Source organism: Corynebacterium variabile (assembly GCF_006539825.1).
In the GTDB taxonomy this organism is placed as follows: domain Bacteria; phylum Actinomycetota; class Actinomycetes; order Mycobacteriales; family Mycobacteriaceae; genus Corynebacterium; species Corynebacterium variabile.
Genome location: NZ_BJNT01000009.1, coordinates 42,554 through 55,710, shown reverse-complemented (window position 1 = coordinate 55,710; position 13,157 = coordinate 42,554). Strand labels below are relative to the sequence as shown.

The 13,157-nt window shown below is 68.2% G+C and carries 15 protein-coding genes and 1 tRNA gene; 9 read left to right on the top strand and 7 right to left on the bottom strand.

Features of this window, described 5'->3' with window-relative positions:
- Nucleotides 1-4: 4 nt before the first annotated feature.
- On the bottom strand, nt 5-847 hold the full coding sequence (locus tag CVA01_RS06575) for an Rv1486c family protein (protein ID WP_141329521.1): 843 nt from the start codon (nt 845-847) through the stop codon (nt 5-7).
- Nucleotides 848-886: 39 nt separating this feature from the next.
- On the opposite strand from CVA01_RS06575, the gene CVA01_RS06570 reads away from it, so the two are divergent.
- On the top strand, nt 887-1,747 hold the full coding sequence (locus CVA01_RS06570) for a DUF3097 domain-containing protein (protein ID WP_141329519.1): 861 nt from the start codon (nt 887-889) through the stop codon (nt 1,745-1,747).
- 24 nt (nt 1,748-1,771) lie between these two features.
- Here the strand turns inward: CVA01_RS06570 and CVA01_RS06565 are convergent, their stop codons facing one another.
- The 3 genes from CVA01_RS06565 to CVA01_RS06555 form a co-directional block, all read right to left on the bottom strand.
- Entirely contained in the window at nt 1,772-2,395 is a 624-nt protein-coding gene (locus CVA01_RS06565) for a DNA-binding protein (protein ID WP_141329517.1), read from the bottom strand.
- 25 nt (nt 2,396-2,420) lie between these two features.
- Nucleotides 2,421-3,101: a TVP38/TMEM64 family protein gene (locus tag CVA01_RS06560; RefSeq protein WP_014009967.1), complete on the bottom strand. Its 681-nt coding sequence runs from the start codon at nt 3,099-3,101 to the stop codon at nt 2,421-2,423.
- Nucleotides 3,102-3,186: 85 nt separating this feature from the next.
- A tRNA-Leu gene (locus tag CVA01_RS06555) sits at nt 3,187-3,272 on the bottom strand.
- A 119-nt stretch (nt 3,273-3,391) separates the two neighbouring features.
- Here CVA01_RS06555 and CVA01_RS06550 point away from each other — a divergent pair.
- Nucleotides 3,392-3,952 (top strand): YbhB/YbcL family Raf kinase inhibitor-like protein, encoded by a 561-nt coding sequence (locus CVA01_RS06550; RefSeq protein ID WP_141329515.1) that lies wholly within the window; start codon nt 3,392-3,394, stop codon nt 3,950-3,952.
- Nucleotides 3,953-3,964: 12 nt separating this feature from the next.
- Here CVA01_RS06550 and CVA01_RS06545 read toward each other — a convergent pair whose 3' ends face one another.
- Nucleotides 3,965-5,074 carry a quinone-dependent dihydroorotate dehydrogenase gene (locus CVA01_RS06545; protein ID WP_014009965.1) on the bottom strand — a complete coding sequence of 370 codons (1,110 nt, stop codon included), beginning with the start codon at nt 5,072-5,074 and terminating at the stop codon, nt 3,965-3,967.
- Between the two features lie 54 nt (nt 5,075-5,128).
- Complete coding sequence (locus tag CVA01_RS06540; RefSeq protein WP_014009964.1) at nt 5,129-6,217, bottom strand: hypothetical protein; 1,089 nt, start codon at nt 6,215-6,217, stop codon at nt 5,129-5,131.
- Between the two features lie 43 nt (nt 6,218-6,260).
- On the opposite strand from CVA01_RS06540, the gene CVA01_RS06535 reads away from it, so the two are divergent.
- The 3 genes from CVA01_RS06535 to CVA01_RS06525 are packed head-to-tail and all read left to right on the top strand — an operon-like array spanning nt 6,261 to nt 8,817.
- Nucleotides 6,261-7,133, top strand: a complete 873-nt coding sequence (locus tag CVA01_RS06535; RefSeq protein ID WP_014009963.1) for an undecaprenyl-diphosphate phosphatase — start codon at nt 6,261-6,263, stop codon at nt 7,131-7,133.
- Nucleotides 7,134-7,156: 23 nt separating this feature from the next.
- Entirely contained in the window at nt 7,157-8,449 is a 1,293-nt protein-coding gene (gene mshC / locus CVA01_RS06530) for a cysteine--1-D-myo-inosityl 2-amino-2-deoxy-alpha-D-glucopyranoside ligase (protein ID WP_041630562.1), read from the top strand.
- Complete coding sequence (locus CVA01_RS06525; protein WP_041630005.1) at nt 8,446-8,817, top strand: hypothetical protein; 372 nt, start codon at nt 8,446-8,448, stop codon at nt 8,815-8,817. Before mshC ends, CVA01_RS06525 begins: the two co-directional genes overlap by 4 nt.
- Here the strand turns inward: CVA01_RS06525 and CVA01_RS06520 are convergent.
- Nucleotides 8,814-9,620 (bottom strand): thioesterase family protein, encoded by an 807-nt coding sequence (locus CVA01_RS06520; protein WP_170209717.1) that lies wholly within the window; start codon nt 9,618-9,620, stop codon nt 8,814-8,816. The two genes, CVA01_RS06525 and CVA01_RS06520, sit on opposite strands and share 4 nt — an antisense overlap.
- A gap of 59 nt (nt 9,621-9,679) precedes the next feature.
- On the opposite strand from CVA01_RS06520, the gene CVA01_RS06515 reads away from it, so the two are divergent.
- From CVA01_RS06515 to aspA, 4 genes are all read left to right on the top strand, one after another.
- Complete coding sequence (locus CVA01_RS06515) at nt 9,680-10,381, top strand: HAD family hydrolase (RefSeq protein WP_014009954.1); 702 nt, start codon at nt 9,680-9,682, stop codon at nt 10,379-10,381.
- Between the two features lie 5 nt (nt 10,382-10,386).
- Complete coding sequence (locus CVA01_RS06510) at nt 10,387-10,650, top strand: phosphoribosyl-ATP diphosphatase (RefSeq protein ID WP_014009953.1); 264 nt, start codon at nt 10,387-10,389, stop codon at nt 10,648-10,650.
- Nucleotides 10,651-10,678: 28 nt separating this feature from the next.
- On the top strand, nt 10,679-11,524 hold the full coding sequence (gene hisG, locus CVA01_RS06505; protein ID WP_041630560.1) for an ATP phosphoribosyltransferase: 846 nt from the start codon (nt 10,679-10,681) through the stop codon (nt 11,522-11,524).
- A 110-nt stretch (nt 11,525-11,634) separates the two neighbouring features.
- Entirely contained in the window at nt 11,635-13,146 is a 1,512-nt protein-coding gene (gene aspA / locus CVA01_RS06500; RefSeq protein WP_052302596.1) for an aspartate ammonia-lyase, read from the top strand.
- Nucleotides 13,147-13,157: the final 11 nt, after the last annotated feature.

Sequence of the window (13,157 nt, the reverse complement as noted above, 5' to 3'; positions counted from 1 at the left end):
GAGCTCACCGCAACAATTCGCGCATCGCGTGGTCGACAGCCGTCGTCCGCGCGGTGCGCACTGCGCGTGACAGGGGGAGGATGCGCGGATCCAGTGAGGCGCCGGCCTCGGAGGTACGGGTCACCTCGATGATCGAGGCGACAACGTCGGCCCTGGCCATCAGCTTCGCGGCCCGTGGGCTGACCCCGACCGGTAGACCGGGCAAGCCGAAGTAGTCGCTGAGTGCCCCGACGGCCATCCGTGGCGCGCGGTGCCGGGCGGGCAACAGGCCGTCGGACTCGATGAGTCCGGCGGCCTGCTCCGTCGCCTCGGTGAGGAGCCGGTCCGCGTCCCCGGGCGAGTGGACGGCCAGCGCGGGGGCCCGTCCCTCTGTCCGGTACCAGGTCCACTGGACCATCGAACGGTCGAGCAGCTGCGGCACGAGGACGTGGAGCACCTCCGGGTCGGCGTCCGCCACGGTGATGCCGGCACCGGCAGCCGCCACCGCCGCAGCACCACGACTGCCGGCGGGGAGGGCCGGCACATCGCCGGGTCCGGCGAGGACGAGCCCGACCAACGGTCGGTCCGAGACGGAGACCGGGGCGTCAGCGGTGACGGCACGCACCGCGCGGAGCATGTCGACAAGGGAGGTGGGGCGTCCTGCGAACTCCCCGTCAAAGGGGTCGCCGGAGGCGACGTCCACCAGCAGGGTGTGCGCGGGGCCCTGGACCTCGGTGAAGGCGTCGATGACGTCGTCGGCGGACAGGAGGCCGTGCAGCCACCAGCCGAGCCACAGGGTGGAGTTCTGCACCGGGGACCAGAGCTGTTCGCGCAGCGAGGTGCCGAGTGCGGGCCTGGGTGTGGTCATTCGTCACAGCCTAGCGCTCTCCGCCTAGAATTCACGCCCATGGGTTACAGCGACAGATACGGACGGGACATTCTCGGCGGCTCGGGTAGTGCAGGAGGGGCCGGCGGACACCGGTCCCGGCGTACCGCCCCACCGGAGGTCCCGGCGACGCCCGGGCTGGTCGTGGAGACCGCGGACGGTGAGTGGGTGGGGGCGGTCACCGGCTTTGAGCGCACCTATGACGGTGACTTCGTACGGCTGGAGGACCGCCACGGCAGGGACCGGCTGTTCAAACTCCGTCCGGGGGCCTTCCGGCTGGAGGGACGCCCTGTCACGCTGGTGCGGCACGTGGAGAAGCGGGCACCCGAGCGCTCCAACTCCGGGTCCCGGAAGGTCGCGGACGTCCGGGCGAAGGTCGCCGCACCGTCCCGGATCTGGGTGGAGGGACTGCACGACGCCGCGATCGTGGAGCAGGTCTGGGGCCATGACCTGCGTGTCGAGGGTGTGGTCGTCGAGTTCATCGAGGGGCTCGACAATCTTCCGGAGATGCTCGCCGACTTCAACCCCGGTTCGGGACGCCGTGTCGGGGTGCTCGCCGACCACCTGGTGGAAGGTTCCAAGGAAACCCGTCTGATCGAGGGGCTCGACCGACGGGTCCGCGACCATGTCATGGTCACAGGTCACCCGTACATCGACATCTGGGAGGCGGTGAAGCCGGCGTCCGTCGGTATCCGGGAATGGCCGCGGGTGCCGCGTGGCGAGGACTGGAAGACCGGCGTGTGCCGGCGACTCGGCTGGGGGACGCCCAGGGACGGCTGGCACCGGGTGTACCCTTCGGTGAAGACCTTCCGTGATCTCGACGCCACCCTCATCGGCGCGGTGGAGCGGCTCGTCGACTTCGTCACCGAACCGGAGCACTGAGACGGCTGCCGGGACCGGTGGCGGTCAGACCAGCTCGGTGACCCGACGCAGCATGTGGACAGCCAGCGTCCACCCGGCCTGTTCCGCCTGCCAGCCGGCCGCGGCGAGCCGCTGGGACATGGCCTGCTTGGAAATGCCGACGTAGTCTGCCGCCTCGGTCTGGAGGTAGCCCTGACGCATGAGCGCCGTCGCCTCCCGACCTTCGGGGGTCCGCCGCGTCAGAACGTGGGCGAGAAGGGTGAAGGCGGCGGTGACATCGTCGGCGACATCCGCCGGTATGCCCGGGGCACGCACTCCGCCGGGACCGGGAAGCTCGACACGGGTCGTGACCGTCGCTGCCCGATGCTGGCGCCCGAAGGAGCGGGCGGCCGCCTCGAAGAGCTGGTCGTGCACGACCCCGGGATCCCCGACATCGTCCGGGTCGGCGACGACGGCGCCGATGCCCACCGCGAAATCACCTGCCTGCAGCAGGTTGAGAACCACGGTCGTGGCACCGTCGGCATCGGGGGAGACCACCGCGAACCCCTCAGCGCTGTAGATTCGGACGTCGGACACTGCACTGGTGGAGGCCAGCGCCTCGGCGACGTCTCGGATGTAGTCGGCCCGTCGTCTCGACCGACCGTGGTACAGGGCGTGGATGGCGAACATGGGTCCACGATACAACCATGGATGTCTACCCTGTCGACTTGACCCCTGCCCGGAGGAGCCGCATCTCCCGACCGGTGAGCAGGACGCCGAGGAGGATGACCACCACGCTGATCCCCAGTATCCAAGGGCTTCCGCCGCCCAGCAGTGCATCCGTGGCCAGTACCGTGGCCACCGTGTTTGGCGCCGAGCCGACGACAGTGGCGGCCAGGTAGGGGGCCAAGGGGATCTTCGTGACCGCGCAGGCGTAGTTGAGCAGACTGAACGGGACCGCCGGGATCATCCGCAGGCCCAGGACGCTGACCCAGCCACGCTGCGAGAGCATCTGCTGGAGTACCGCGAGTCGGGCGTGGTTGTCCGGGTCCGAGGTCCGTCTCACGGTCCGGGCACCGAGTCTGCGGACGAGCAGCAGTGAGACTGTCGCGGACACCGCCAGTGCGACCAGGGCCAGGACACTGCCGAGCAGGGCCCCGAACAGGGCTCCGGCGGAGATCGTCCAGACGGTCCGGGGGAACGGCAGCTGGGTACAGGCGACCATCAGCCCCAGCCAGGTCAGAGGCGCCCAGGCGCCCGTGGCGGAGACCGTGTCACGGACGCTGTCGGCGTCCGGCATCGGGACGACGACCATCATCGCGGCCAGGAGCACCAGGACCATGCCGAGGGCGGTGAGTCTGCGCCAGGGGAGCCCCCGGAGGTCGGAACGACGCATGTCAGGACACCTCTTTCCGTGACGCGGACCGATGATGAAAATGAGACAAGGCCCGCCATGCCGGCGGGCCTTGTCTCTTTCTGCGTGTCCGGAGGGGGACTTGAACCCCCACGTCCGTTAATAGGACACTAGCACCTCAAGCTAGCGCGTCTGCCATTCCGCCACCCGGACAGGGTAACTGCTGCACGGGCCATGGGAAGCGCCGTGCGGACTCGCATACTGTAGCCCGCGTGGTCAGAGGAGTCCAAATCGTCGTGGCACCTCCACCGGTTTGAGGCATACTGGAGCACATGAGCGTTCCAGAACAGAAGAACCACCAGCCCACGTACATCGATGACCGGTTCCCAGGCCCCGACCCCTACGGGCCACTGACAGACCTGCCGACCTTCACCGTCACCAGTGAGGACTTCACCGACGGTGGACGCCTTGCCGAGGGGCAGCTCGGCGGTCACGACATCTCCCCGCAGCTGTCCTGGTCCGGCGCTCCGGAGGGGACCGAGACCTATGCCGTGACCTGCTACGACCCGGATGCCCCGACCGGTGCCGGCTACTGGCACTGGGCCGTGTTCAACATCCCGGCCTCGGTGACATCCCTGGTCGCCGGCGCCGGCGACGATGAACTCGTCGGTCTGCCCGAAGGCGCTGTGGCCCTGCGCGGTGACAGTGATCGCCGCGGCTTCTACGGTGCCGAGCCGCCGGCCGGCCACGGTCCCCACCGTTACATCTACGCCGTCCACGCCGTCCCCCGGCGGCTGGATATCCCGGACCGGTCCACCCCGACCATCCTCGGGTTCAACCTGAACTTCAACGCCTCCGCCCGCGCCCTGCTGTGGGGTTGGGCGGAGAACTGACCGACCTCCGGGTCAGTCGATCCAGGGAAGCTCCGCGCCCACGGCCTCGGAGATACCCGCCAGTCCGTGACGACGCACCTGGTCGGCCAGACCCAGGTGGATGTCCCGGATCCAGTCCGGACCGCCGTAGATGAAGGCGGAGTAACCCTGCAGCAGCGTAGCACCGGCGCCGATGCGCTCCCACGCCTGCTGCGGGGTCTCGATGCCTCCCACACCGATGAGTACGAGTCGGTCGCCGGCCCGGCGGTGGATGCGCTGCAGTACCTCCAGGGCACGGGCGGCCACCGGGGCACCGGAGACGCCACCGGCACCGAGTTCACGGACACCGGGGGTGACCAGACCTTCCCGGCTGATCGTCGTATTGGTGGCGATGAGTCCGGTGACCCGCAGCTCCACCGCGAGATCGGTCACCGCGTCCACGTCCTCGTCGGAGAGGTCCGGGGCGATCTTCACGAACAGGGGACGCGCACTGACCTCACGCACGGCCTCGACGATGGGACGCAGCGACTCGACGGCCTGCAGGTCCCGCAGGCCGGGGGTGTTGGGAGAGGAGACGTTGATGACCAGGTAGTCGGCGACACCGTCGACGGCCTGCGCGGAGATGCGGTAGTCGTCTGCTGCCTTCTCCGCCGGGGTGACCTTGGTCTTCCCGAGGTTCACACCCAGCGGCTCCGGCTCGACACGGTCGCGCAGCCGCTCTGCGGCGGCCGCGGCCCCGTCGTTGTTGAAGCCCATGCGGTTGAGCAGCGCCCGGTCCGCCTTGAGCCGGAACAGCCGTGGGGTGGGGTTGCCGGGCTGGCCGGCGGCGGTGACGGTTCCGACCTCGGCGGAGCCGAAGCCCAGCGGGCCCCAGATGTCGGCCTCGGTGGCGTTCTTGTCGAAGCCTGCGGCCAGGCCCAGCGGGCGGGGGAAGTCGAGACCGGCGACGGTCTGGGCGAGCACCGGGTCATCGACGACCAGGAACCGACGCAGCAGTTTCCGGATCACCGGTACCTGGGACGCCAGGGACAGCCAGCGGTTCATCAGGACGTGGATCCGCTCCGGGCGGAGCCGGAACATGACCTTGAGGCTGGCGTCGTAGACGACACCGCGCACGGCACGGAACGAGGGGAGGGCAGACACGTCAGGAGTCCTTTTCTGGGGGAATTCTAGCAGGTTCTACTCGTGCTTCGGGCGTCACTTGCCGACGGGCAGGTCGGCGGCGTCGATGAGCTGGCGGGTGCCGTCCTCGCCGATGAGCAGCAGGTCGCCGTCGGGGTTGTCGGTGATCTGCCGGACATCGGCGACGGTGTCGACCTGACCGACCTCGACCGGGGTGCCGCTGGCGAGGCTGTAGCCGGTCAGCTTGTTGTCACCGGTGGTCGAGACCCACATGAGTTGACGCCCGGTGTCCCACTGGACCGCCCAGGGAGACGGGCCGGTGTGCACGGCCTGGGTGTGCCGGATGACGTCGGTGAGGGTGTAGACAAGTGCCTGGTCGGTCCGCGGGTCTGAGGCGACGAGCACTCCGTCGGGGTTCTGGCTCGCCGAAGCGGTACCCAGCCCCTGACCGACACGCAGGGCGGCGTTGTACTGCCGCTTGTCCATGTCGATGTCCGCCACCGAGGACTGCTGGGTGTCGAGGACGGCGACGCGCCACTGGGCGGTCCCGTCCTCGTCGGTGTTGCGATGGTTGCCGACCGGCACCATGCCCGAGGGGGTGGCGGTGGCGCTCTCTGAGTTCTTCTTGTCTCCCTCGGCGTCGTACCAGGTGACCTTGTCGGAGCCTTCAGTCGACACAGCCACCGTGCCGTCGGCGACCACGGCTGCGCCGGTGACGGTGGACCCGATGTCGAGACTGCGGGTCTCCTTGCCGGAGTCGTCGAGCACGCTGACGGTGTCGCCACAGGTGAGGATCACACCCTCGGGGGCGGAGACGACCCGGTCACACGTCGGGTCGACCGTGACTGTGTCGGCACTGCCGTCGGCGATCTCACTGAGGGTGCCCACCGCCAGCTCGCCGTCACCGAGGACGGCCACCGCGTCGGTGCCCGCGGCGTCCTCCCCGAGTCCGACACGGGCGAGGTCCGTGACGGTATCGCCCCTGGTCACCTCACCGACAGCGTCGCTGCCGGTTCCTGACGGGGAGGCTTCGGGGGTCGCGGCGACGCCGACGACGGTCTCACCGTCCCCGTCGTCGGAATCTCCGCCGCAGCCGGCGAGGGTGAGGGTGGCCGCGAGAGCGATCACCGAGGTACTGACGGTCTTGTGGGACAGGCGCTTCACCCGTCACACGCTACTACACCCTGTACCGGTAACCTCTCCACACATGACCCAGACTCTTCTCTCCGCCTCTGAGACGGCGACCACGGACATGGGATGGTTGCAGGTTGTCGTCCTGTCGATCGTCCAGGGACTCACCGAGTTCCTCCCGGTCTCGTCCTCCGGCCACCTCCGCATCGTCTCCGAGCTCTTCTGGGACGAGGACGCCGGCGCCTCCTTCACCGCCGTTGTCCAGCTCGGCACCGAGCTGGCCGTCCTCGTCTTCTTCGCCAAGGACATCTGGATGATCCTCACCGCGTGGTTCGCCGGGCTGTTCGACCGGCAGAAGCGCGACAACCTCAACTACCGGATGGGGTGGATGGTCATCGCGGGCACCATCCCGGTGGGGGTCCTCGGTTTCCTGTTCCAGGACGCCATCCGTGACGCACTGCGCAACCTGTGGATCACCGCGTCCGTCCTCATCCTGTTCTCCTTCGTGTTCATCGTCGCGGAGAAGGTCGGTACCAAGAAGCGCAGCTTCGATGAACTGACCATGAAGGACGCCCTTGTCATGGGCTTCGCCCAGTGCCTCTCCCTGATCCCGGGTGTCTCGCGGTCCGGCGGCACGGTCTCGGCGGGCCTGTTCCTCAACCTCGACCGTGAGGTCGCGACCCGGTTCTCCTTCCTGCTGGCGATTCCGGCCGTTCTGGCGTCGGGCCTGTTCAGCCTGCCGGACGCCTTCAACCCGTCCTCCGGCCAGGCTGCCAGCGGCCTGCAGCTGCTGGTCGGCACCGCCGTCGCCTTCCTCATCGGTTACGCCGCGATCGCCTGGCTGCTGAAGTTCGTCGCCAACCATTCCTTCGCCTGGTTCGCGGCCTGGCGTATCCCCGTCGGCCTGCTGGTCATGCTTCTGCTGGGTCTCGGCGTGATGGCCGCGTAACTCCGCGGGTAGTATCTGTGGCCATGCGTTCATGGCCTCTCCCTGAAGTCCCCACCCTGTCCGGGGACGGGGTTCCCCTGTCCCTGTACGACACCGCCGATGACGTCGTGCGGCCGGTCCGCACCGACTGGGCGTCCGGGGAGGTGGGGATCTACGTCTGCGGGATCACCCCCTATGACTCGACGCACCTCGGCCACGCGGCGACCTACGTGACCTTCGACCTGGTCCACCGGGCCCTGCTCGACAACGGGCACCGGGTCCACTTCGTGGAGAACATCACCGACGTCGACGATCCGTTGTTCGAACGCGCCGAGCGTGACGGCGTGGACTGGCGCGACCTGGGGACCTCCCAGATCGACCTCTTCCGCTCCGACATGGAGGCCCTGTCGGTCATCCCGCCGCGCGAGTACATCGGTGCGATGGAGTCCGTCGACGAGGTCATCGACCTCGTCAGCCGCCTGCTGGAGGTCGGTGCAGCGTACCGCCTCGACGGTGACGAGTTCCCCGACATCTACGTCGACCACACCTTCACCGAGCAGTTCGGCTACGAGTCCCGGTACACCGCCGACGAGATGGCTGAGTTCTTCGCCGAGCGCGGCGGCGACCCGGACCGTGCCGGCAAGAGGTACCCGCTCGACGCCCTCGTCTGGCGGGCCCGGCGCGACGGCGAGCCCTCCTGGGACGCCCCCTTCGGTGCCGGACGCCCCGGCTGGCACGTCGAGTGCTCGGCCATCGCCACCAACCGGCTCGGTGCGTCCTTCGCCGTCCAGGGCGGCGGCAGCGACCTGCGTTTCCCGCACCACGAGTTCTCCGCCGCCCACGCCGAGGCCGCCCACGGCTGCGACCGGATGGCCGACCACTACGTCCACACCGGCATGATCGGCCTGGACGGGGTGAAGATGAGCAAGTCCCTGGGCAACCTCGTCTTCGTCTCGAAGCTCACCGCCGACGGCCACGACGCCTCTGCGGTCCGGCTGGGGCTCTACGAGCAGCACTACCGCGCCGACCGCGACTGGTCGGACGCCGTGCTGGCCCGCGCCGAGGACCGCCTCGCCCGGTGGCGGGCTGCCGCGCAGACCGCTGCCTCCCGCCCGGCGTCTGCTGCGGCTCAGCTCGTCGCGGACGTCCGGGCGGCGCTGTCCGACGATCTCGACACCCCGCGCGTGCTGACGCTCATCGACTCCTGGTGCGCCCGGATCTCCGACACCGCCGCATCCGCCCCCTCCGACGCCACCGCGACCGTTCCCGCGGAGGGCGAGGACGCCGGGACCGTCCTGCGCACCGCCTGCGACGCCCTGCTGGGGGTCCGGCTGTGAGCAGTTCCGCCGACCTCATCGCCGAGTTACTGGACACGCTGAAGTCCTTGTCCACCGGCAGTTACCTCCGCGAGGAGGAGAGGGAGTTCTGGGAGCCCCCGTACCCGCCCGAGGTCGCCTCCGACGCCGCGGAGATCCTCCGACGGCTGACCGACGAGATCCGGCAGGAGCCGGCGGAGATGTCCCTGGCGGTCATCTCCGCCTACGGTGCGCTCAGTGCGCTGAGCGAACGTCACGGCGACGCGGTGTTCGAGGACGAGGAGCAGCAGGACTTCCGCGCCATCATCACCGAGCTGGCCTTCGAGCACGACCAGAACGCCGACGACGTCATCGACGACCTGGACCGGATCATCGAGCAGGACGACTAGAGCGGATTGATCATCAGCGCCTGGTTGCAGGTGCCGACCGGGCCTTCCTCGTCATAGAGCCGGGCCACGGTGAGTCCGACACCGTCGGGCCCGTAGTTGGCGTCCGCCACGATGCCGGTCCATTCACCGCGGGGGAGGCGGTGGAGACAGACGGTGATGTCGGTGTTCATGAACTGCCACTCCCGCGGGTTGAGGGTGGGGTTGGTGCCGTTGGCGGTGTCGGCGACGCCCATGAGCCGGACCCAGGGGGAGTCCGGGACACCCGCGACCACGGACATCGGGCTGCGCACCCAGGCCTGACCGGGGGCGGAGTAGACCTCGAGGGTGTCGATGTAGCCGGAGGCCCACATGCCGAGGAAGGATGTGGGGTCTTCAGGGTCCGAGACGGTGCACTCGTCGCGGGGAGTGACGGGATCAGCCACGGTCTTCTCCACGGCGGTGGTCTCGACGTGGTGGACCCACCAACCGGTGCCGCGGGCGACGTCGCGTCCTTCCGGATCGGTGACCACCGCCTCGACGAGACAGATACGACGTCCCGGACGGATGACCCGGGCGCTGGTGTGCAGCAGGCCCAGGGGGACCGCACCGAGCAGGTCGACACTCACCCGGGCGAGACGTCCGTCCGCGGGTGCGACGGACTCGAGCAGGTGGGTGACCAGGGCAGACGGGGGAGCGCCGTGCTGGAAACCGTGACCCCAGGGACTCTCGGTCTCCGGGGTGGCGGTGAAGTCGCGGTGCCGGGTGCCGTCGTCGTCGGTGGCTACGTCGCCCGGAAGGAAATACCCCTGTGTGATTTCTGTCATAGAGCCGAACTGTACCGGTGGTTCACCTGTCCGGAACCGTGGGGGCATGATGGGGAGTCATGAAGGCGATTCTCTGGGACATGGACGGCACGCTGGTCGACACCGAGCCGCGGTGGGGCGAGGCGACCTATGCGATGTGTGCGGAGATGGGCCGGGAACTCACCCCCGAGGTCCGCGAGACCACGGTCGGCGGTATCGCGGAGAACACCGTGCGGATCTGCGCTGACTGGGCCGGCCTGACGCTCGACGAGAAGTCGCTGTCCCGGTGGGTGGACCGGCTCTACGCCATCGTCTCCGGGCTCTTCTCCGCCGACCTGCCGTTCCGCCCGGGCATCCCGGAGCTCCTCACCGAGGGGACGGGGATGCTGCCGATGATGGTGGTGACGAACACCTACCGGTCCCTCACCGACCAGGCGCTGCAGACAATCGGTGCGGACCACTTCGTCGGCTCGGTGTGCGGTGACGAGGTCGACCACGGCAAGCCCGCCCCCGAGCCGTACCTCCGGGCCTGCCGGTACCTGGGCCTGGCCCCGGCCGACTGCCTGGTCGTGGAGGACTCGACCAACGGGATGCGCTCGGCGGTGGCGGCCGGATGCCGCGTCCTCGGCGTCCCGTCCCCGGGCAACGCCGTACCCGCCGGCGCAGTGGACATCGCCGATCTGCGTCCGGGACAGGGGAGCGATCTGCACGGCCTGACAATCGCGGACCTGCAGGACATGTGGGGTCGCATCACCGTGTCCACGGTTGATGTGCCACAATAAGTCCCGTGAAAAACTTCGACTCCCTGTTTGAGGAACTTGCCCAGCGTGCCGTCGACCGGCCCGAGGGCTCCGGCACTGTCAAGGCCCTGGACGGTGGACTGCATAACCTCGGCAAGAAGATCGCCGAGGAGGCGGGCGAGGTCTGGCTGGCCGCGGAGTACCAGTCCGACGACGAGCTCTCCGAGGAGATCTCCCAGCTCATCTACTGGCTGCAGGTCATCATGGTCAAGCGTGGCCTGACCCCCGCCGACGTCTACAAGTTCCTCTAGGAGTTCCGTCGTGAGTGCACCCGACGAGATGCTGCGCGTCGCCGTCCCCAACAAGGGTTCCCTGTCGGAGACGGCCACCGACATCCTCAGTGAAGCCGGCTACCGCGGGCGGGGGGACACGAAGTCCCTCACCGTCCGTGACGAGGCCAACGGCGTGGAGTTCTACTTCCTGCGCCCCAAGGACATCGCCATCTACGTGGCCAGCGGTCACCTGGACATGGGTATCACCGGGCGCGATCTGGCGGCCGACACCCGTGAGGAGACCGAGGAGCTCATGGAGCTCGGTTTCGGCTCCTCGACCTTCCGGTACGCCGCTCCGGCGGGGAAGAACTGGACCGTCGCCGACCTCGACGGCAAGCGCATCGCGACCTCGTACCCGAATCTGGTGCGTCGCGACCTTGAACAGCGTGGCTTTGACGCGAAGGTCGTCCGCCTCGACGGCGCGGTCGAGATCTCGATCCGTCTCGGTGTGGCGGACGCCATCGCCGATGTCGTCTCCACCGGCCGTACCCTGCGTCAGCAGGGCCTGGAACCGTTCGGTGAGCCGCTGATCTCCTCAACCGCCGTCGTCGTGGGTCGACGTGGCGCCGACGTCGACGAGCGGCAGCGCGTCTTCCTCAAGCGGCTCGAGGGCATCCTCCACGCCCGCAACTACGTCATGATCGAATACAACTGCCCCCGAAACATCCTGGAGCAGGTATCGTCGATCACGCCGGGCCTGTCCGGCCCCACCGTGTCGCCGCTGGCGCATGAGGACTGGGTGGCCGTCCGCGCGATGGTTCCGCGGAAGGACGCCAACTCCCTCATGGACAAGCTCTCGGCACTGGGAGCCAAGGCCATCCTGGCCAGCGACATCCGCATCGCCAGGATCTGACCCCACCCACCCGTCGTCTCCGGGCCCGGCGTTGATCCGAAAGGTCACGCAGTTCCGTGTCAGACACCCAGAACGATCCCCAGGTCGACCCGCACAACGACCCGAACGCCATGCCGACCGGGCGGACCTACCGACCGGTGACGTTGTCCACGGACATCATCACCTCTGCGGAGTCGATCTCCCGCCAGGCCCATTCCGCAGATTCCTTCCGTACCGAGGAGGATCTCCTCGGCACCATGGAGGTTCCGGCGGACGCCTACTACGGCATCCACGCGCTGCGTGCGGTGGACAACTTCCAGATCTCGCGGACGACCCTGAACCAGCTGCCGGAGTTCATCCGCGGCATGGTGCAGGTGAAGAAGGCCGCCGCGTTGGCGAACCGGCGGCTGCACACCCTGCCGGGGCACAAGGCTGACGCGATCATCTGGGCCTGTGACCAGATCCTCGACAGTCACCGGTGCATGGACCAGTTCCCGATCGACGTCTACCAGGGTGGCGCCGGTACCTCGACGAACATGAACGTCAACGAGGTGGTCGCCAACCTCGCCCTGGAGTACCTGGGGGAGGAGAAGGGGGCCTACGACGTCATCAACCCCAATGACGACGTCAACATGAGCCAGTCCACCAATGACGCCTACCCGACGGGTTTCCGGCTGGGTATCCACACCGCGTTCCAGGAGCTCATCAAGCACCTGGCGGCACTGGAGCGGTCCTTCGCCGCCAAGGGCGATGAGTTCCGGGACATCATCACCATGGGTCGCACCCAGCTGCAGGACGCGGTGCCGGTGAGCCTGGGTGAGGAGTTCACCGCCTTCGCCCGCAACCTGGCAGAGGAGCAGGCGCAGCTCGACCGGGCAGCGAACTTCATGCTCGAGGTCAACCTCGGCGGTACGGCGATCGGCACCGGGGTCAATGCCCCTGCCGGCTATCAGGCACAGGTCACTTCGGCACTGTCGGAGGTGACGGGGCTGGAGATCAAGCCGGCGCGGGACCTGCTGGAGGCGACCAGTGACACGGGCGCATACGTCAACGCGTCCTCGGTGGTTAAGCGTGCGGCGATGAAGCTGTCGAAGATCTGCAACGACCTGCGGCTGCTGTCGTCGGGGCCGCGGGCCGGGCTCAACGAGATCAATCTGCCGGAGCGGCAGGCGGGTTCGTCGATCATGCCGGCGAAGGTCAACCCGGTGATCCCCGAGGTCGTGAACCAGATCTGCTTCAAGGTCTTCGGCAATGACGTGACGATCTCGATGGCGGCGGAGGCCGGTCAGCTGCAGCTCAATGTCATGGAGCCGGTGATCTCGCAGTCCCTGTTCGAGTCGATCCGACTGCTGGCCCGGGCGTGCACCACGCTGCGCACCCTGTGTGTCGTTGACATCACCGCCAATCCGGAGGTCTGCCGCCGCTACGTCGACAACTCCATCGGCATCGTCACCTACCTCAACCCGCTCATCGGCCACCACAACGGCGACCTGGTGGGTAAGGAATGTGCACGGACCGGGAAGTCTGTGCCCGAGGTGGTGCTGGACATGGAGCTGCTGGACAAGGAGACCCTGGACAAGATGCTGAGCACCGAGAACCTGCTGCACCCGGTGTGGCACGGGGAGCTCTTCCTCGACTCCTAACTGGCCTGGTC

Bases quoted from the DNA above. Each gene is read 5' to 3' on its own strand.
- mshC (WP_041630562.1), top strand. From the start codon at position 7,157: ATGCGTTCATGGCCTCTCCCTGAAGTCCCCACCCTGTCCGGGGACGGG.
- CVA01_RS06570 (WP_141329519.1), top strand. From the start codon at position 887: ATGGGTTACAGCGACAGATACGGACGGGACATTCTCGGCGGCTCGGGT.
- CVA01_RS06565 (WP_141329517.1), bottom strand. From the start codon at position 2,395: ATGTTCGCCATCCACGCCCTGTACCACGGTCGGTCGAGACGACGGGCC.
- CVA01_RS06560 (WP_014009967.1), bottom strand. From the start codon at position 3,101: ATGCGTCGTTCCGACCTCCGGGGGCTCCCCTGGCGCAGACTCACCGCC.
- CVA01_RS06515 (WP_014009954.1), top strand. From the start codon at position 9,680: ATGAAGGCGATTCTCTGGGACATGGACGGCACGCTGGTCGACACCGAG.
- CVA01_RS06535 (WP_014009963.1), top strand. From the start codon at position 6,261: ATGACCCAGACTCTTCTCTCCGCCTCTGAGACGGCGACCACGGACATG.
- CVA01_RS06550 (WP_141329515.1), top strand. From the start codon at position 3,392: ATGAGCGTTCCAGAACAGAAGAACCACCAGCCCACGTACATCGATGAC.
- CVA01_RS06520 (WP_170209717.1), bottom strand. From the start codon at position 9,620: ATGACAGAAATCACACAGGGGTATTTCCTTCCGGGCGACGTAGCCACC.
- CVA01_RS06575 (WP_141329521.1), bottom strand. From the start codon at position 847: ATGACCACACCCAGGCCCGCACTCGGCACCTCGCTGCGCGAACAGCTC.
- hisG (WP_041630560.1), top strand. From the start codon at position 10,679: ATGCTGCGCGTCGCCGTCCCCAACAAGGGTTCCCTGTCGGAGACGGCC.
- aspA (WP_052302596.1), top strand. From the start codon at position 11,635: ATGCCGACCGGGCGGACCTACCGACCGGTGACGTTGTCCACGGACATC.